Here is a 15785-nt window from a genome sequence, read left to right as displayed (position 1 = left end):
CGTGCAGTGTCCGGCCCGGTCATGCTCGGGGTGGCCGCCCACCGTGGCCCAGCGACTTTGCGGAGACCGCAAAATGGCTGTCATGGACGCGGAAGTGCAAGAGACGATCGACGGCATCGGCCCCCGGTTGCGCGCGCTGCGCCGGGACCGCGGACTCACCCTGGAAGCGCTGGCCGCGACGACGGGGATCTCGGTGAGCACCCTGTCCCGGCTGGAGTCGGGCAAGCGCCGGCCGACGCTGGACCTGCTCATCCCGCTGGCGCGTGCGCACCGGGTGGCCCTGGACCAGCTCGTGGCGGCGCCGGCCAGCGGCGACCCCCGGGTGCACCTCAAGCCGCTCAACAAGGGGCACGGCAACGTCCTGGTGCCCCTGACCCAGTACCCGGGCCGGGTGCAGGTGTTCAAGCAGGTGCTGGCTCCCCGCGAACCCAAGCTGGTGACCCACAACGGCTACGAGTGGCTGTACGTCCTCGCGGGCGAGCTCCGCCTCGTCCTCGGGGACCAGGACTGCGTCCTGCGCCCGGGCGAGGTGGCCGAGTTCGACACCAGGCAGCCCCACTGGTTCGGCCCGGCGAACGGCAAGCCGGTCGAGATCCTCCACCTGTTCGGGCCCCACGGCGACCAGGCCGTCGTCCGCACCCCCGGCCCGGCGGCCCGCGGAGGCCACGGCCCGCACGCCTGACGGCCGACGCGCGCCACGCCACCCGGCGTGCTGCACTGGACGGAGGACCACTGCGGAGGTGCCCATGACCGGCCGCGTCGGCAAGACCCGGAACATCTTCCTCGTGTGGCTCGTCTGGCCACTGATCACCCTGGGGATCTACCACCTCGTCTGGTACTACAAGGTGAACCGCGAGGCGCGCGACTTCGACGAACGCATCGACGTCCGGCCGGGCATGGCGGTGGTGGCCATCGCCCTCGGCTGGATCCTGATCGTGCCGCCGTTCATCTCGGTGTACAACACGGGCGAACGCATCGCCCGCATGCAGCGGGCGGCCGGGATGCAGCCGACCTGCAACCCCTGGATCGGCCTCGTCCTGGTCTTCATCTTCAGCCTGCACCCGCTGTACTACCAGCAGGAGATGAACCGCATCTGGGCCCTCTACGGCCACCGTCCGGAAGGCGACCAGGTCCCCCTGGCGGCCTGACCCCCGGCCGGGCCGCCGGCCGAACCGAGCCGGCTCAACGTCAAGCAGCTCCCCCGGCGTTCCCATGCCGGAGGAGCAGCTCACGGACCGCGGGCAGAACCGGGCTTCCGGCCCTCCGCCCCCGCTCTTGATTACTTCCAGATCTGCCAGTCGCTACCGTTGCACTTATTGGTATAGACGTTGCCCTGCCAATCGCCATCGAGACACAGGCCGGTCTGCCGATTCACGAGCTGCATGCCGTCGCCCGTCCAGTTCTCGTACCACTGCTGGTAATAATTCGCCGGCTTGTCGCAGGGCTCGATGTAGACCTTTCCGACGCCACTCCCGTCGGCGTACCAGCTCGCCAGGCAGCGACCGGAGAAGAACGTGTTCCTGGTGGTGATCTTGTAGGCGCCGTCCGGGTTCTGAAGATTACTCTGCGAGTCGTCCCATCTGATGCTGAGCCCCTTGGGCACGTCCACGCACTTCAGCATGGCCGCGGCACTGGTGTCGACGCCGCTGCTGTTCCAGACTCGGAGGCAACCGCCTGTGTGCGCGTTGCGCCACAGGATGTTGTCGGATGCCGACGCAGGCGTAGAGACAGCCGCCAGGATCGTCGGAACCGCCGCCAGCACCATGGCAGCGCGGATTTTCGAAGCCTTATTCATATTTCCCCCTGCACCCGAAGGCGCTAAAGCCAGGGGGTGGAATATGGTCAGATCCCCCTGGGACGCCTGAACTCTACGCGGGAGAGTTCGAGACACGCAAGCAAGTTGATCAAGACTTGAGCCGGAATGAAATGCTCCGCCTGAGATCCGGGAAATGCCTCCGGGAAATGCCCGGTGGTTTCGGGGGTCGGGTCAGCAGCCGGATAGCCATGACACGGCCGACGGTCGGTGACCGTCGGCCGTGTCATGGCTGTCGTGCAGCGGTGGACCCAGGGCTGAACCCGGCCTACAGCACCGGCAGGTTCTTGCGCAGCTCGAAGGCGGTGACCTCGGAGCGGTACTCCTCCCACTCCTGCTTCTTGTTGCGGAGGAAGTTACGAGCCGCTCAAGCGACCTGCGGCCAGCCCGACCGCCCCGATGCTGACCTGCGCCCGAGCAGTGGTCATTGGTCGTTGTCGGCCGTCCCCGGTCCTCCCCAGACGGCCCACAGACGGCCCGGGCCGGGCCGATCCACGAAAGCCAAGGGCCGTTGTCAAAGCATCGGTTTACACTCCGCCGCATGGTGAAGGGTGCGATCTCGCGGGACGACATTCTCAAGACGCTTGCCGAGTACGACAACCTCGGGCGCGAGGCCTTCCTCGACCGGTACGGCTACGGGGAAGCCAGCACGTACATGCTCGTCCACGACGGCAAGGAGTACGACTCCAAGGCCATCGCGGGTGTGGCCCACAAGCATCAGCACGGGGCGGCCCTCACGCGTAAGCAGCTCAGCGGCGGGGTGGGGCATGCCGTTGACTGGCTCAAGCGCGAAGGCTTCACGGTCGTGGCGTCACGCAGCCCGAAGTGGACGCGCGACGAGCTGATCTTGGCCTGCGATCTGGTCGTGCGGAACGGGTGGGAGGGCCTGCCTGCGGAAGACCCACGGGTCGCAGAACTGTCAGAACTCCTGCAGTTGCTGGGCGCGTACCCCGAGGAGGAACGGGCCAGTACCTACCGCAACTGCAACGGCGTCGCACGCAAGACGTACGACATCGCCACTCATCACCCCGACTACCAAGGGAAGCCCACCAACGGTGGCCGGTTGGACCGGGAGGTCCTGCGTGACTTTATCGACTGGCCGGCGCGGATGGCGCAGGCAGCTCAGCTCCTTCGCGAGGGTCTGGAGCACGGAACTCTCCAGCCCGTGCCGGAGAACCAGGAAGACGAGGAGGAGTTCAGCGCGCCGGAGGGCCGCGTGCTCTACCGACGCCACCGCACCCGGGAGCGTAACAAAGGACTGCGCAAGAAGAAGATCGCCGCAGTACTGAAGGCTGGCGGCACACTGGCTTGCGAGGCGTGCGGCTTCGACTTCGCTGCCGTCTACGGGGAGCGCGGCGAGGGCTATATCGAGTGCCATCACGTGGTCCCGCTCCACGAGGCGGGAGAGGGTACGACGAAGCTCTCAGACCTGGCGCTCATCTGCTCGAACTGCCACCGCGTGATCCACCGAACCGCACCATGGCCCACGCCAATTGAGCTTCGTGAACTCATCTACAGCCAGGCCTCGCTGGAGCGTGCGCCAGTACCGATGCCGCGGTTGGCAGGGACAGCCATGTACGGCGACATCGACCGCGCCACACTGTGAAATTTCACCACCGATCAAACACGGCACCAAAGGGACCGGTTATGTGCACCCGACCCCAGTCGCTCCCTTCACCTAAGATCCAGCGACAAAGTTTGCTTAGCATGAACCTTCTTGCCTCCCGCGCGATGCACGAATGCCCTGATGGGATGCGGCTCATTGGGCCATGCGGCTCTACTCGCCTCGTTCAGCCTGACCACGTATTCGAACGGAATGGCCCAAGTGCCTTGCCGGTGCGGTTCGAGCACATACGGCATGGGAGTCTCCGTGACCGCATCTTTCAGCGGTTTTAGACTGGCCCCCTTCGACACGTCGACACCGAAATCCAGTAGCTCAACTCCTAGCCTGCCTAGGTTCACTACTTCCACGGCTAGTACTGGCTGGCTATAGCCTTGCTGCGCGAACGACCGGAAGGTTTCATCGAGATTTCGTACGTTCTCCACCGGCATCGTGACCATTCCTCCAGCACCAATGGCCCCCACTGTCATGCGGACTTGCAGACGTGGCCCGTTGAGCAGATACAGCGCAAGCTGCCAGGTCAGGTTCGCCATAGTGACGGTTAGAGCGATCATGCTGATAATTAGGCTGGCTGTCACGCGCACATCATCTCACTTCCGGACTGGCTTGCAACGCGTTCTCCGCAATGAAGCGAGGGCCCGCTTGGTGCAGACGACGCAGACCGCCACCTACAGACGACGGGGTATCAATGCCTGCGCAGTCTGTCCACCCCATGCCTCGCGTGACGGGTACGACTTGGCTCTGCATACACGAAGCCACGAGCATCATCGAGCGTGTACAGGTTGCTGACACCCTGTCATCGCTGCGGATAAGATGGTTAGGTGATGATCTCAGCCCCGGCACCCCCCACTCTTTTCGGAGTGTCCGTCGCCGTACTCGCTCTCGCGGTCTCGCTGCTCAGCTTCTCGGTCGCCCTCGGCGCCCTCGGGTGGCAGATGGCCAAGCATCGACTCGATGGCGGGCGCCCGAAGGTCTATTTGAATAGCGCCATTTGGGAGCCCGGACAGAAACTCATCGTAAATCGCTCCGGAAAATGGGAACTGAAGAACGGTAACCTGGGTCATATTGGGCTGGAAAATATTGAGCTAGCTCAGCTGGTGGTGGAAAATCCGGGCCGGACGGCGATAACAATATACACACCAGGGATCGCGGTAGTCGGCACAAAGAATCGCGACTACACCATCTCGCCACGCCTCTTCCCACTTGAAGGATACGGAGCAGACAATGCCAGCAGCGAGAATTCACTGCGGCTTGAACCGTACGACAGGGTTACCTTCCTGCTGGACTACTGGGCTATTGTGCCTCGACTCCTCAGGGAGGCTAACAATGGGAGGGTTACCCTTCGGGGATGCATCTCAGTAGCAGGACGCAGTCGCCTGCAGAAATCCCCGAAGCGGCTCGCGTGGAAAGTAACCGATACCGCCTGGACGGCCCGCAAGGACGCGCGAAGCATCTCACCCTTCACCGTAATATGGCGCGTCCTTTTCAAGGACAATATGAGGGCAGCCACTGACAGCGACGGCGACACTTATCCTGCCTACACCCTTGGAGCGATCGTTCGCACTGCTATGCAGAAGTTCGGAGACCGACCCGAAGTCGACGCGTTCGTAGCCGAACTCGAAAGAGCTGACAATCTATACGGTTCGGTCAGCTTCCAGTATCATTCCCTGACCTTTGCGATGGATGAGGCGCTCGATCGCTACGGGGTGCATCTCTCAGCCTGGAGCACAGGCCCTGCTGGGGGCCGGGCTGCCCACGGTGAGGCAGATCAGTCGCCGTAATTGGTTCTACCGCGCCCGGCCAATGACAGTTTTCAGATCCGATCGGCAGGCAACGGCCAGAACCGCCCTCATCTGCCCCTTTCCCGCTCCCAAGGCGCCGCGCGGAAACCCTGGCCCGCACATGGCTCGTGAGGGCCCGGAAGCGGCCCTCACGGAGCCCGCCGCCACGTGCGACCCTGGCAGCAGTCGTCGCTCTTGGAAGGAGGTGCCGTGCCGGAGGCCAGCCCGCGCGGAACCTATCTGCTCATCGCCGATGCGCTGCGAAAGGACATCGAGAAGGGGCTCGACGGAGGCATGCTCCCGTCCGAAGCCGCTCTCATGCGGACGCATGATGTCTCGCGCAACACCATCCGGCGCGCGCTCAAGACCTTGGAGGCGGAGAAGCTCATCGCCTCCGTTCCTGGCGCCGGCTGGCGGGTGTCCAGCAAGCCCATCAGGCCGCTCATCAACCGCATGACGGATCTGATCACGGAAGAGTCGCTGACGGTAGGCGACGCCTACCCGTCGGAGTCGAAGCTGTGCGAGCGCTTCGGCGCCTCCCGTACGGCGGTCCGTCGCGCCCTCGCCCAGATGGAGGGAACCGGCCTCCTCGCGACGGTCCACGGCAAGGGCCGCACCGTTCGCGCTCTCCCGACGAGCCTGGAGGAAACGTAGCCTTGGCACCCATGGGGCTTACCGAGTGGGCGTACTCGCTCTCCGAATCGATGTTGTCCGAACCGTTGCCGCGCCGCTGGGCACACTCCCTAGGTGTCGCCAAGCGGGCCCGTTCTCTGAGTCCGATCCTCGGCCGAGACGCCGAGCTTCTGGAGGCCGCCGCTGTTCTGCACGACGTCGGCTACTCGCCCTCCATCGCCGCGACCGGCTTCCACCCGCTCGACGGCGCCCGGTTCCTCCGCGACCAGGAAGGTGCTGACGACCGGGTGGTGCGGCTTGTGGCCCATCACTCCTGCGCGCTCTTGGAGGCCGAGGAGCGGGGGCTCCGGCAAGAACTGGAGGCGGAGTTCGAGCTGGAACGGCCGGAACTTGTGGACGCCCTCATCGTCTCCGACATGACGACGACCCCTGACGGCGAGCACACGACGCCGGCGGCCCGGCTGGACGAGATCGTGCAGCGATATGGGCCGGACACGATCGTGGGCCGTTTCATTCAGCGCGCGGCGCCGGAGATCTACGCCGCGAACGAACGCGTAGAGCTCCGGATGGCTTCCGCCGCGGCCGGCGCTCAGCCGATGTAGGGCTCCCGTCGGGTTTCGTCCAGGCCATGCGCGATGCGCAGCCGCATGGACGGGTGAATGTCCAGGCCATCAAGGTCCACCGGGTCTACCCAGCGGACCTCCTTCGACTCGTTGCTCGTCCGGAGCGAGCCCCCGACCGGGTGGGCCCGAAAGCAGATGGAGAACTGCTGCCGCACTTCGCCATCGTCGTAGGCGAGGACGTGATCGGGGTCGGTGTAGAGCCCGACGATGTTGTCGACCTCGATGCGAATCCCGGTCTCTTCCTCGACCTCACGGACGGCTGTGTCGCCGATCCGCTCGCCGATATCGTGGCCGCCGCCGGGGAGTGCCCAGAGGTCGTTATCCGTCTTGTGGATCAGGAGGAGGTGCCCGTGGTCGTCGCGGACCACGACCGTCACAGAGGGCACCACCGAGTTGGCTTTGGGCGCCTTCGGGTCGCGGAAGTAGTCGATCCGGCTCATGCGTCCGATCCTCGCAGCTCGGCGGGTGAGGAGATGGGACGGGCGCTCTCCCAGACACGTTCGACGCTCTCCGCATAGGCGTCGAACAGCTCTCCTCCGGGGACGCGCTGAAGGTGCAGCACTGGCGCCATATAGGCGCCGACGCCGTATAGGTGCCCGTTCGCCAGCATCGCGTCATCGGCACGGTAGATCGAGTTGTAGAGCGTGGTGGAGTGCAGCCGGAACTCCACCCCGGGGAGCCCGAACAGCGGCGCGTAGTTCACCAGCGCATTGCGAATCTTGCTCGCCATCGCATCGCCGATGCCCTCGTCCTGGCCGCGCACGGCGACGGCGGTCGAATCGGGGTCTCCGAGCATGAACCGGATCCGTAGGCCATCGGCCGACTTCTCCTTCACCACCTGGTGGAACGCGGCGTCCTCGGTGAGCCAGAAGCCCGAGTACACCAGGACGTCGAAGTGCCGCTTGGCGCCAGCGTAGAGCCGCGGCCAAAGCCGGTTCGGCACGACCGAGCGGTGGGGGTAGAGCTGAACCAACTCGGCGTTGCCTGCCTCGGTCACTTCCGCCGACGTCCGCTCCTCCGGCCAGAGGTAGGACACCTCCCGCCCCAGAAGGGACGCCGTCGCGTACTTGTACCGGCGGTAAGGCTGACGCTTGGGCTCATTGATCCAGCGCTCAACGGTCTTAGTCGAAACCCCTAGTCGCTCCGCGATCTGATCTAGCGTCATTCCGCTCTCGACGATCGCACCACGCAAGCGCTCATTGGCCATGCCCTGCACTCCCCCTGAGGGACGACTTGGGACGACTTCACCGTAGCGAAGACGTCCTGGAGTTGGGCAAGCACGGGGTTCATCGTCGTGCCTGATCAAGCCACGCTTTAGGTACCTCAGCGGGGGCGGACTCGCGAAGTCGAAGAAACCGAAGGACTTGACTCCGCGAACCATCCACCTCATCCTGAGGAACAGGTACTACATGTACCTTACGCTCGGAGGGCTCCGCACTAGGCGGGTCGGCTCGATGGAAGCGACTGCTTGCTTGAGAACTGAACAGCGTGATCCACCGCAGTACGACGCCGTGACGACGCCGGCGAGGCGAGTGGAGACCAGCCGATCGAGACCGGGCCCGGTGTCACAGCCGGGCCTCACACCCCACATGGGGGACACGCCATCGGCTCTAAAGAACCGCGTGGGTCGACATTGACGCCGCGACGCGCCCCGGGAACCGGACCTCCCCGGGGTCAGCGGCACCACGCGAATCGGAGGTCTGAACAACCGCGCAGCACTCGCTGCGGCCGGTTGCCTCCGCTGCTCGTCTCGCACGAGCAGCGCCGAGGGGAGCCGGAGATTCCGACTTCAACGGCGCGCACCCCCGGAGCGGCTACTCCGGGGGTGCTGTTCGGGCCGTTGCACCTGGTAGGGAGACCACGACCCATGGACCACATCGTCACTGTTCAGGATGCTGTTACCGCGTTCGCCGACTTCATGGAGCCGACGGACGCAGAGCTGGACGCGATCGAGCGCGAGATGCCCGTGATCCTCGCGGACGTCGACCTGCTGGACGCACACATTGTCACCCTCGACCGCATGCCGACCGAGCTGGACGAGCGCCGCATCCGTCGTGCCCGCCGCCGCGCGCTTGCCGCCCGCGTCGCGCTGATCAACCGCATGGCCGGCACGAGCCTCCACGGGGGTGCCGCGTGAGCGCCACCGACCGCACCCTGATCGCCGCGCACGCCGAGGTAAAGGCGGAGATCGCACGGACCGACACCAAGACCGCGCTGCTGCTGGCGTTCGTCGGGGCCGTCCTCGCCGGTACCTGGACCGTCGCCCGGGACCTGCCCCTGACCTGGCCCACGATCGTCGCGGGCGGACTGGGTCTGGCCCTGCTGGTCGCGGCGGCCGGCCTGCTGCTGCGCTCGACCCGCCCGAGCCTGGGCGGCCGGCACGGCTTCCCGCTGTGGGCCACCCTCACCCCCGAGGAGATCACGGCCGCCGTTGCGGGGGACCTGGCCGCCGACATCGCCGGCCTGTCCCGGCTGGCGGTCGCCAAGTTCACTTCCCTGCGCCGCGCGGTCGACCTCACCATGACCGGCGGCGCCCTGCTCGTCCTCGCCGCCCTGCTGGCTGTCGGGGGTGCGCGATGACCGGTACCAAACTGACCCGCGTACAGATCGGGGTCTTGTCGGCCGCGTTTGTGCCGATGCTGGCCACGGGCGTGTTCGGCGGGATCGGCACGTACAGCAACATCGGCCACGCCTTCGGCAGGGGCACCGCGCTCGGTGCGCTGGCCGCCGGTGAGGGCGCCACGGCTGTACTCGCCCTGGTGCTGCTGGGATTGACCATGCTGGGGCAGTCCTCCCCGCGCATCGTCCGCGCGGGTCTGTGGGTGCTGCCGGCCGCCGCCGCCGTCATGGGAGCGATGGCGGCCCCCGACCCGGGGCGGACCGTGATCTACGCGCTGACCCCGATGGGCATGTCCGTCTCGGCTGAGGGCATGGCGTTCCTGGCCCGGCGGATTGTGGTGCACACCGACGGCCGCGACGCGGAGAACGAACGCCGTACCGCCGATCTGGTGCAGGCGCTCGCCTACCACCGTGCCCGCGCCACCCAGCACCCGAGCGGTCGCGTCAGGACATGGTCCGAGCGGAAGTCGTGGCGGCTGGCTCGCAAAGTCGGAGTCGGGGACGTAGCACTCGGATCGAGGCTCCTCGATGTCCAGCGCGAACGGGTCACAGCCGGCGCGGATGCCGCGCTCGCCTCGATGTTCGGCGGCATCACCGCCTCACCCGCCCTCGATTCCAGCCTGGAGTCGAATGCGGAGGAATCGTCACAGATCAGCAGGAAACGGTCTACGGCTGACCTGCCCGAATCGACCCCGGACCCCGTGGTCACGTTGACCCGACTGACCGTGCCCGAGCCGGTCGCGGTCGACCTGGGCAAGTCGACCCCGCCCTTCAAGCCGCTTCCTCCGGCCATGTCCGCTCCGGTGACCTCGATCGAGCGGCGGGCAGTAGCGGCTGAGTCGGCCCGGCCGCGCCGCGCCACCGGCCGCCTGCCGGAGGTGGCGAAGTCGACCCGTCCCAAGCGCACGCCGGATCAGTTGCTCGCCGAGGCGAGGGCCGCGACGGCCGATTGGCCGGACGCGAAGGTGACCGGCGAGGGTATCCGCCGCGCGGTCCGTACGTCACCGGCGAACGCCCGGCTTCTGCGGGACACCCTTCTCGCCGAACGAGCCGCTGCGGCGGCTGAGGTGGCGTGATGGGGGCGCTGCCGGTGTTCCGCTGGCGCCTGGCCCCGGATGGCTACGCCACCCGCCGCCAGCTCCGCGCACAAGGTCTGCGGCCCGGCGGCCAGGACGTGGCGGCTCAGCTCGAACGCCCCCGTCGCCGCCGAGGCCCTCTGACCGCCTACCTCTACCACATCGACCTGGCCAAGCCGGTCCGGCCCATGACCGATGCGAAACGGGCGGCCCTGGCCAAGGCGAATACCGCCCGCCGCACCTGCCCGCAGTGCCACCGGGATGCCGGTTACGTCATCCCGCCCTCGCTCGGCATGTGCGCCCCATGTGCCTACCCCGACACCCAGCACGCCGCCTGACCCTGCCCGAGGAGGCAGCCATGTCCAACCTTCCCGAACCCGTGCGGGTGGTGCAGCTCCCGGACGGCACCCACGTCTACACCGACCGCCTGCCCGCCATCCACCAGCCCGTGCAGCCGCAGATCGTCCACCAGCACATCCACCAGGCCCCGCCGGACCGCACCGTGCAGCGCGTCGCGCTCGGATCCGGGGTCGGCGCCGGGGCGGTGGCGGCCGGGGTCTACTTCGGCCCGCTGCTCGTCGGCGCGCTCACCGCCATCGTCGCGAACCTGGCGATCCTCGCGTTCCTGGCCGTCGCCCTTGCATGGGGGGTCGTGAGCGTCGTCCGCGCCGTGGGCGGCCAGGACGCCGGCAAGAGCGCGACCAGGGGCCGCCGAGGGGGCCGTGCGTTCAGGTCCGGTGACAGGGTCCGCTGACCGGCTGCCTGTCCCTCCCGGGCCACCACCGGGAGGGGCGGGGAGCCGGGACAGACCCGGCCCGCACCTGAAGGAGAACCACGTGTTCGACCGCATGAAGGCCCAGGCCGACAAGAACCGTGACGCGGCGAAGGTGCTGCGCAGTCGCGGTAAGGACGACGCCGCCAAGCGCTACGAGGCCAGGGCGGACGAGTTGGAGTCCGGCCGTGTCACCGACGTCACCGACCAGGTCGTGGGCCTGTTCCGCTGGGCCCAGGGCCGCTGACCACCGAAGGAGAGAAGTGATGGATCAGCCGAAGCTCACCGCCAGGGAGAAGGCCACCGTCGCCTGGTGCGTGGCCCGGATGTGCAAGCGGGACCTCGCCGGCCCCGACGTCGACCAGCGCGACCTTCAGCGCAAGGTCGACCGGATCATCGACGGCGCCCGCAAGCGCGCCGGCAAGCGCAAGTAGCTACGCCCCGGGGGCGGCCGTCCCGGCCAAGGAATCGGGCCGCCCCCGGGCCCCTCCCCGTCCAGCAACAGCGCCAGACAGGAGTAGCCCCAGCATGACCGACCCTTCCCGCCCCGCGCACCTGCACCCGGTGCCCGACATCGGCGACGACGCGCCGGCCCCGCCGGTGCCGGTGGACAACCCGAACCTTCCCGACCCGAAGGTGACCGTGGAGAAGCGCAAGCCGGTGCTCGCCGGGTGGTTGACCAACCGGCGTGACTTCCTGGCCACCGCCCGCCACGCCGGCGCCAACCTCGGCTACGCGAGCCTGTACCACGGGGTGCGCCTGCCGGTGTATGCCGGACGCCTGGCCCTGATGTCCCCGCGGGGCGCCTGCCGGTTCATCGCCTCCACCAACCGGTGGGTGTGGGACCGGGAAGCCGCCCCCCTTCGGGACTTCGCCGTCTGCACGGAGGACGTCGAGGAGTACATGCGCCTGGCCCGGCTGCGGTCGGGACGCATCCGGCTGCGCGGCCTGGTCACCCTCGTGGCCGCCGTCTTCGGTCTCGGGTTCGCCCTGTGGCTCTACGTCCTGGCGCCCGCGTACCTGTACGCGTTCGCCGCCGGCGGCGTGCTGCTGCTCGGGTTCGCCGGCCAGCAGCCCGACGCGCCGGTCGTCGGCCCCGCCGTGCTGAAGACCGAAATCCAAAAGCTCACCGGCTCAATTGTGCTGCGCGGGCTGGACAGCATCGGGAACGCGAAGATCTCCGCCGCCATCAAGAAGGGCGGGGAGATGAACGGTCTGCGGTTCGTCTCTGAAATTGTGCGGGACGGGCCCGGCTACCGCGCCGACCTGGACCTTCCGTACGGCGTGACGCCGGAGGACATCATGGAGGCCCGCAAGCCCCTCGCTTCTGGCCTTCGGCGCAAGGTCGGCTGCGTGTGGCCCTCCCCCGACCCGAGCGAGCATGAGGGCCGGCTGATTCTGTGGGTGGGCGACAAGCCGATGAACGAGACGACCAAGCCTGCGTGGCCGCTGCTGAAGTCGGGGCAGGTCGACCTGTTCAAGCCGGTCGTCTTCGGCAATGACCAGCGCATGCGGGACGTGGCCGTGACGCTGATGTTCGCGGCCGTCGTCGTCGGCTCCATCCCCCGCATGGGCAAGACGTTCCTCATGCGGCTGCTCCTGCTCATCGCCGCCCTGGACCCGCGGGCGGAGCTGCACGCGTTCGACTTCAAGGGCACCGGCGACTTCGGCGCCCTGGAGCCGGTCTGCCACCGCTACCGCGCCGGCGAGGACCCCGAGGACATCGCCTACGTCCTCGACGCCCTGCGGGAGCTGAAGGAGGAGCTGCGCCGGCGGGCGAAGGTTATCCGGGAGCTTCCCCGCACCCGGTGCCCTGAGTCGAAGGTGACGCCGGAGTTGGCGAGTGACAAGAGCCTGGGGCTGCACCCGATTGTGGTGGGGCTGGACGAATGCCAGGTCGCGTTCGAGCACGACGAGCACGGCGGCGAGATCGAGGCGATCTGCACCGACCTGGTCAAGCGCGGCCCCGCGCTCGGCATCGTCGCCATGTTCGGCACCCAGCGCCCCGACGCCAAATCCCTGCCCACCGGCATCAGCGCGAACGCGGTCCTGCGGTTCTGCCTGAAGGTCATGGGCCAGCCCGCCAACGACATGGTGCTGGGGACGTCGATGTACAAGGCCGGATACCGGGCCACCATGTTCTCCCGCTCCGACCGGGGCATCTGCTGGATGGCCGGCGAAGGCGACGACCCCCGGATCGTCGCCTCCGCGTTCGTCGACGCGGTCGGCGCCGCCCAGGTCGTTGAGCGGGCCCGGAAGCTGCGCGAGGAGTACGGCAACGTCACCGGCCACGCCATCGGCAAGGGCCCGGAGAAGACCAACAGCACGGACATCCTCGCCGACGTCCTGGACGTCATCCCCGCCGGCGAGAAGGCGGTGTGGTGCGAGCGCATCGCCGCCCGGCTCGCGGAGCTGCGGCCGGAGACGTACGGCGGGTGGAAGGGCGAGAACGTCACCGCCGCACTCAAGCCCTGGGGCATCAAACCGGGCCAGGTCTGGGGCCAGACCGACACCGGCGAGGGCAAGAACCGGCGCGGCATCGAACGCACAGCGATCACCGCAGCCATCACACGGCGTGACGCCGACCGGGCCGCCGCCTAGCCGAGCAGCGCTGCTAGACCTAGCACCCACCGCCGCTAGGTCTAGCAGCCCCACTAGCAACCCAAAGGGCCGCTGATCAGCGAACTAGCGTCTAGCGGCCCACCTGCAAGAACCCTCGAAACCGCCCTGGAAAGGGAGGTCGCCCCGTCATGCTTACCGCTAGCGCCCTCATCATGGCCACGCTCGCCGGTTACGCACTGTTGTGCTTGGTCAAGCCGTTCGGACCGTGCCGCAAGTGCCAGGGCACCGGCATTCGGCAGGTCCGCAAGGGCATCAAGGTCTGCCGCCGTTGCCACGGCCAGCGTTACCGGCTGCGCGTCGGCCGCCGACTGCTCAACAGCAGCCGCGACATCCACGCCGCTGGGACCCGCCCCCGCCGTCCCACCATCCCGCCCCGCCACTGACCCGGAAGGAAGATCACGTCATGGCCGTGACCGTCTCACTCGTCGCCCTCTTCGGGCTCGTCCTGTTCTTCCTGCTCCGCTCCCACAGCCTCAGCGCCGGCAGCGCCTTCACCGCCGCCGGGTTCGGCTTCTTCCTCGCCTCCACCGGCGCCGCCGAACCCATCAACCGACTCGTCACCGCACTCGTCGACGCCATCCCGGCCATCTGACAGCGCCTGATTCCAGCAACGACAAGGGCGGCCCGCGTCTCGCCAAAGCCTCGGGCCGCCCTGCTCTCCAGTCCACGAGTAGACCTACGGAGGTCTCCAGCATGACTCATCCTGTCCCGATCCGGCGAGACGGCGCCCGTCCGCGTCTGCTGGACGCGTTCTGCTGCCAGGGCGGCGCCGGCATGGGCTACCACCTGGCCGGGTTCGACGTCACCGGCATCGACACCAGCCCCCAGCCCCGCTACCCCTTCACCTTCATCCAGGGCGACGCGGTCGGCTTCATCCGCGAGCACGGCGCGGAGTTCGACTTCATCCACGCCTCCCCGCCCTGCCAGTTCTACAGCGACACCCAGCGCCTGACTGGCAACGCCCACCCGGACCTGATCGCCCCCACCCGGGCCGCCCTTCAGACCACCGGCCGCCCCTACGTCATCGAGAACGTACGGGGCGCCGTGCCCCACCTGAAGACGCCCGTGATGCTGTGCGGCGCGATGTTCGACATGGCGACCTACCGGCACCGCTGGTTCGAGACCGGGCTGTGGTCTCTCACCACCCCGGCCCACCCCGCCCATGCGGCGCCGGTCGCGAAGATGGGCCGTCCCATCCCACCCGGCCACTTCGGGCAGTTCGTCGGCAACTTCTCCGGCGTCGCCCACGCCCGCCGCGTCATGGGCGTGGAGTGGATGAACCGCGACGGCATCCGCGAGTGCATCCCCCCGGCTTACACGCAGCACATCGGCCGCGGAGCCCTGGCCACGCTCGCCCCCACACTGGAGGTGGCGGCATGAGCACGACGCTCGACCTCCTGCACACTGCGCTGAGCCTCGCCGCCTCGCAGATCCCGGTGCTGCCGCTGCGAGCGGGCAAGGTCCCGTTCGGCAATTGCCGCCGCTGTCAGGGCAACGCCTGCGGCGGCCGGCCGAACATGAAGAACTCCGGACCGTGCAACTGCCCCGGGCCTTGCCACGGCTGGGCCGCCGCCACCACCGACCCGCACGTCCTCACCTCCGGCCCCTGGCGCCGCGCCTGGCTGCGAGCCGAGGCGGTCGCCTACCACCCCGGCGGGGCCGGTCTGACGGTTGTAGACCTGGACAACGCCGACGCGATCGCATGGGCCCGCGAGACCCTGCCCACCACACAGACCGTGCCGACCACGCGCGGCGAGCACTGGCTCTACCTCGGTGCCATGCAGTCCGCGAACGCGGTACGACCGGGCGTGGACATCAAGTCCACCATGGCCTACGCCCGGTGGCTCGGCTTCGGCGCTGGCACCATCGCCCCCCTGCCGGACGCCGTCCGCGCACTAGCCGTGAAGAAGCCGTCCCCGAGTCGGCCGGCGCCGCCTGCCCTCGCTGCGCCCGCACGGGCGGACACCGGGGAATGCCGTCACCGCACGCCCGCTTACTTGGAACGGGGCATCGCCATGGCGGAGCAGCGCATCACCGAGGCCTCCAGCGCGGTGCACGCCACCGTGTACCGGACGTTCCTCGCGGTGCTGTCCGTGCATGGCCGGTGCGGCTGCCTGACCGACGTGCACGTGGGGCGGCTGTTTGCCGCCGCGCAGGCCAAGGGCGAGAGCCTGCGGCACTGCACCGACGCGTGGACCAACGCCCGCACCGCTCTGGGGATGTGA

Annotated in this window: 22 protein-coding genes and 1 pseudogene; 18 read left to right on the top strand and 5 right to left on the bottom strand. The window is 68.0% G+C overall.

Annotation, left to right across the window (positions count from 1 at the left end):
- The first annotated feature begins 82 nt into the window (after positions 1-82).
- Positions 83-682: a helix-turn-helix domain-containing protein gene (locus ACF068_RS25650; RefSeq protein ID WP_392276644.1), complete on the top strand. Its 600-nt coding sequence runs from the start codon at positions 83-85 to the stop codon at positions 680-682.
- A gap of 64 nt (positions 683-746) precedes the next feature.
- Positions 747-1148, top strand: coding sequence for a DUF4234 domain-containing protein (locus ACF068_RS25645; protein WP_392276643.1), 402 nt, complete (start codon positions 747-749; stop codon positions 1146-1148).
- Positions 1149-1279: 131 nt separating this feature from the next.
- Here ACF068_RS25645 and ACF068_RS25640 read toward each other — a convergent pair whose 3' ends face one another.
- Both ACF068_RS25640 and ACF068_RS25635 read right to left on the bottom strand, forming a co-directional pair.
- On the bottom strand, positions 1280-1795 hold the full coding sequence (locus ACF068_RS25640) for a ricin-type beta-trefoil lectin domain protein (RefSeq protein ID WP_392276642.1): 516 nt from the start codon (positions 1793-1795) through the stop codon (positions 1280-1282).
- Positions 1796-2081: 286 nt separating this feature from the next.
- A pseudogene (locus ACF068_RS25635) lies at positions 2082-2168 on the bottom strand (glutamine synthetase); the annotation flags it as partial.
- Between the two features lie 186 nt (positions 2169-2354).
- Here ACF068_RS25635 and ACF068_RS25630 point away from each other — a divergent pair.
- Positions 2355-3419, top strand: a complete 1065-nt coding sequence (locus tag ACF068_RS25630) for an HNH endonuclease (protein ID WP_392276641.1) — start codon at positions 2355-2357, stop codon at positions 3417-3419.
- 68 nt (positions 3420-3487) lie between these two features.
- Here the strand turns inward: ACF068_RS25630 and ACF068_RS25625 are convergent, their stop codons facing one another.
- Positions 3488-4012, bottom strand: a complete 525-nt coding sequence (locus tag ACF068_RS25625) for a hypothetical protein (protein WP_392276640.1) — start codon at positions 4010-4012, stop codon at positions 3488-3490.
- Between the two features lie 243 nt (positions 4013-4255).
- On the opposite strand from ACF068_RS25625, the gene ACF068_RS25620 reads away from it, so the two are divergent.
- The 3 genes from ACF068_RS25620 to ACF068_RS25610 all read left to right on the top strand — a co-directional run bounded on the left by ACF068_RS25620 (position 4256) and on the right by ACF068_RS25610 (position 6450).
- Complete coding sequence (locus tag ACF068_RS25620; protein ID WP_392276639.1) at positions 4256-5215, top strand: hypothetical protein; 960 nt, start codon at positions 4256-4258, stop codon at positions 5213-5215.
- 210 nt (positions 5216-5425) lie between these two features.
- The gene (locus ACF068_RS25615; protein WP_392276638.1) at positions 5426-5869 is read left to right on the top strand and encodes a GntR family transcriptional regulator; all 444 of its coding nucleotides are present in this window, start codon (positions 5426-5428) and stop codon (positions 5867-5869) included.
- 11 nt (positions 5870-5880) lie between these two features.
- The gene (locus tag ACF068_RS25610) at positions 5881-6450 is read left to right on the top strand and encodes an HD domain-containing protein (RefSeq protein WP_392276637.1); all 570 of its coding nucleotides are present in this window, start codon (positions 5881-5883) and stop codon (positions 6448-6450) included.
- Here ACF068_RS25610 and ACF068_RS25605 read toward each other — a convergent pair.
- Entirely contained in the window at positions 6438-6911 is a 474-nt protein-coding gene (locus tag ACF068_RS25605; RefSeq protein WP_392276636.1) for an NUDIX hydrolase, read from the bottom strand. The two genes, ACF068_RS25610 and ACF068_RS25605, sit on opposite strands and share 13 nt — an antisense overlap.
- The gene (locus ACF068_RS25600) at positions 6908-7678 is read right to left on the bottom strand and encodes a helix-turn-helix transcriptional regulator (protein WP_392276635.1); all 771 of its coding nucleotides are present in this window, start codon (positions 7676-7678) and stop codon (positions 6908-6910) included. Before ACF068_RS25600 ends, ACF068_RS25605 begins: the two co-directional genes overlap by 4 nt.
- A 660-nt stretch (positions 7679-8338) precedes the next feature.
- On the opposite strand from ACF068_RS25600, the gene ACF068_RS25595 reads away from it, so the two are divergent.
- The 12 genes from ACF068_RS25595 (at position 8339) to ACF068_RS25540 (ending at position 15785) form a co-directional block, all read left to right on the top strand.
- The gene (locus ACF068_RS25595) at positions 8339-8608 is read left to right on the top strand and encodes a DUF6284 family protein (protein WP_392276634.1); all 270 of its coding nucleotides are present in this window, start codon (positions 8339-8341) and stop codon (positions 8606-8608) included.
- A complete protein-coding gene (locus ACF068_RS25590; RefSeq protein ID WP_392276633.1) occupies positions 8605-9051 on the top strand; it encodes a Pycsar system effector family protein in 447 nt (148 codons plus the stop codon). Before ACF068_RS25595 ends, ACF068_RS25590 begins: the two co-directional genes overlap by 4 nt.
- Positions 9048-10166: a conjugal transfer protein gene (locus ACF068_RS25585; protein WP_392276632.1), complete on the top strand. Its 1119-nt coding sequence runs from the start codon at positions 9048-9050 to the stop codon at positions 10164-10166. Before ACF068_RS25590 ends, ACF068_RS25585 begins: the two co-directional genes overlap by 4 nt.
- Positions 10166-10504: an RRQRL motif-containing zinc-binding protein gene (locus ACF068_RS25580; protein ID WP_392276631.1), complete on the top strand. Its 339-nt coding sequence runs from the start codon at positions 10166-10168 to the stop codon at positions 10502-10504. Before ACF068_RS25585 ends, ACF068_RS25580 begins: the two co-directional genes overlap by 1 nt.
- 20 nt (positions 10505-10524) lie before the next feature.
- Positions 10525-10920 (top strand): DUF6251 family protein, encoded by a 396-nt coding sequence (locus ACF068_RS25575; protein WP_392276630.1) that lies wholly within the window; start codon positions 10525-10527, stop codon positions 10918-10920.
- Positions 10921-11002: 82 nt separating this feature from the next.
- On the top strand, positions 11003-11185 hold the full coding sequence (locus ACF068_RS25570; protein ID WP_392276629.1) for a hypothetical protein: 183 nt from the start codon (positions 11003-11005) through the stop codon (positions 11183-11185).
- 19 nt (positions 11186-11204) lie between these two features.
- Positions 11205-11372 (top strand): DUF6257 family protein, encoded by a 168-nt coding sequence (locus ACF068_RS25565; RefSeq protein WP_392276628.1) that lies wholly within the window; start codon positions 11205-11207, stop codon positions 11370-11372.
- A gap of 94 nt (positions 11373-11466) precedes the next feature.
- Positions 11467-13539 carry a cell division protein FtsK gene (locus tag ACF068_RS25560; protein WP_392276627.1) on the top strand — a complete coding sequence of 691 codons (2073 nt, stop codon included), beginning with the start codon at positions 11467-11469 and terminating at the stop codon, positions 13537-13539.
- A 149-nt stretch (positions 13540-13688) separates the two neighbouring features.
- Entirely contained in the window at positions 13689-13943 is a 255-nt protein-coding gene (locus tag ACF068_RS25555) for a hypothetical protein (RefSeq protein ID WP_392276626.1), read from the top strand.
- Between the two features lie 20 nt (positions 13944-13963).
- Complete coding sequence (locus tag ACF068_RS25550; RefSeq protein WP_392276625.1) at positions 13964-14152, top strand: hypothetical protein; 189 nt, start codon at positions 13964-13966, stop codon at positions 14150-14152.
- A gap of 101 nt (positions 14153-14253) precedes the next feature.
- Positions 14254-14940 carry an SAM-dependent methyltransferase gene (locus ACF068_RS25545; RefSeq protein ID WP_392276624.1) on the top strand — a complete coding sequence of 229 codons (687 nt, stop codon included), beginning with the start codon at positions 14254-14256 and terminating at the stop codon, positions 14938-14940.
- Positions 14937-15785: a DNA primase gene (locus ACF068_RS25540; RefSeq protein WP_392276623.1), complete on the top strand. Its 849-nt coding sequence runs from the start codon at positions 14937-14939 to the stop codon at positions 15783-15785. The genes ACF068_RS25545 and ACF068_RS25540 overlap by 4 nt, the downstream gene beginning before the upstream one ends.

The sequence above is a fragment of the Streptomyces sp. NPDC016309 genome (assembly GCF_043077235.1).
Classification (GTDB): domain Bacteria; phylum Actinomycetota; class Actinomycetes; order Streptomycetales; family Streptomycetaceae; genus Streptomyces.
This window is presented reverse-complemented; position numbering and strand designations above follow the sequence as displayed.

Coding starts and splice junctions, on each gene's coding strand:
- ACF068_RS25555 (WP_392276626.1), top strand. CDS start 13,689: ATGCTTACCGCTAGCGCCCTCATCATGGCCACGCTCGCCGGTTACGCA.
- ACF068_RS25645 (WP_392276643.1), top strand. CDS start 747: ATGACCGGCCGCGTCGGCAAGACCCGGAACATCTTCCTCGTGTGGCTC.
- ACF068_RS25550 (WP_392276625.1), top strand. CDS start 13,964: ATGGCCGTGACCGTCTCACTCGTCGCCCTCTTCGGGCTCGTCCTGTTC.
- ACF068_RS25575 (WP_392276630.1), top strand. CDS start 10,525: ATGTCCAACCTTCCCGAACCCGTGCGGGTGGTGCAGCTCCCGGACGGC.
- ACF068_RS25610 (WP_392276637.1), top strand. CDS start 5,881: ATGGGGCTTACCGAGTGGGCGTACTCGCTCTCCGAATCGATGTTGTCC.
- ACF068_RS25600 (WP_392276635.1), bottom strand. CDS start 7,678: ATGGCCAATGAGCGCTTGCGTGGTGCGATCGTCGAGAGCGGAATGACG.
- ACF068_RS25580 (WP_392276631.1), top strand. CDS start 10,166: ATGGGGGCGCTGCCGGTGTTCCGCTGGCGCCTGGCCCCGGATGGCTAC.
- ACF068_RS25630 (WP_392276641.1), top strand. CDS start 2,355: ATGGTGAAGGGTGCGATCTCGCGGGACGACATTCTCAAGACGCTTGCC.
- ACF068_RS25545 (WP_392276624.1), top strand. CDS start 14,254: ATGACTCATCCTGTCCCGATCCGGCGAGACGGCGCCCGTCCGCGTCTG.
- ACF068_RS25605 (WP_392276636.1), bottom strand. CDS start 6,911: ATGAGCCGGATCGACTACTTCCGCGACCCGAAGGCGCCCAAAGCCAAC.
- ACF068_RS25640 (WP_392276642.1), bottom strand. CDS start 1,795: ATGAATAAGGCTTCGAAAATCCGCGCTGCCATGGTGCTGGCGGCGGTT.
- ACF068_RS25560 (WP_392276627.1), top strand. CDS start 11,467: ATGACCGACCCTTCCCGCCCCGCGCACCTGCACCCGGTGCCCGACATC.
- ACF068_RS25595 (WP_392276634.1), top strand. CDS start 8,339: ATGGACCACATCGTCACTGTTCAGGATGCTGTTACCGCGTTCGCCGAC.
- ACF068_RS25585 (WP_392276632.1), top strand. CDS start 9,048: ATGACCGGTACCAAACTGACCCGCGTACAGATCGGGGTCTTGTCGGCC.
- ACF068_RS25565 (WP_392276628.1), top strand. CDS start 11,205: ATGGATCAGCCGAAGCTCACCGCCAGGGAGAAGGCCACCGTCGCCTGG.
- ACF068_RS25540 (WP_392276623.1), top strand. CDS start 14,937: ATGAGCACGACGCTCGACCTCCTGCACACTGCGCTGAGCCTCGCCGCC.
- ACF068_RS25650 (WP_392276644.1), top strand. CDS start 83: ATGGACGCGGAAGTGCAAGAGACGATCGACGGCATCGGCCCCCGGTTG.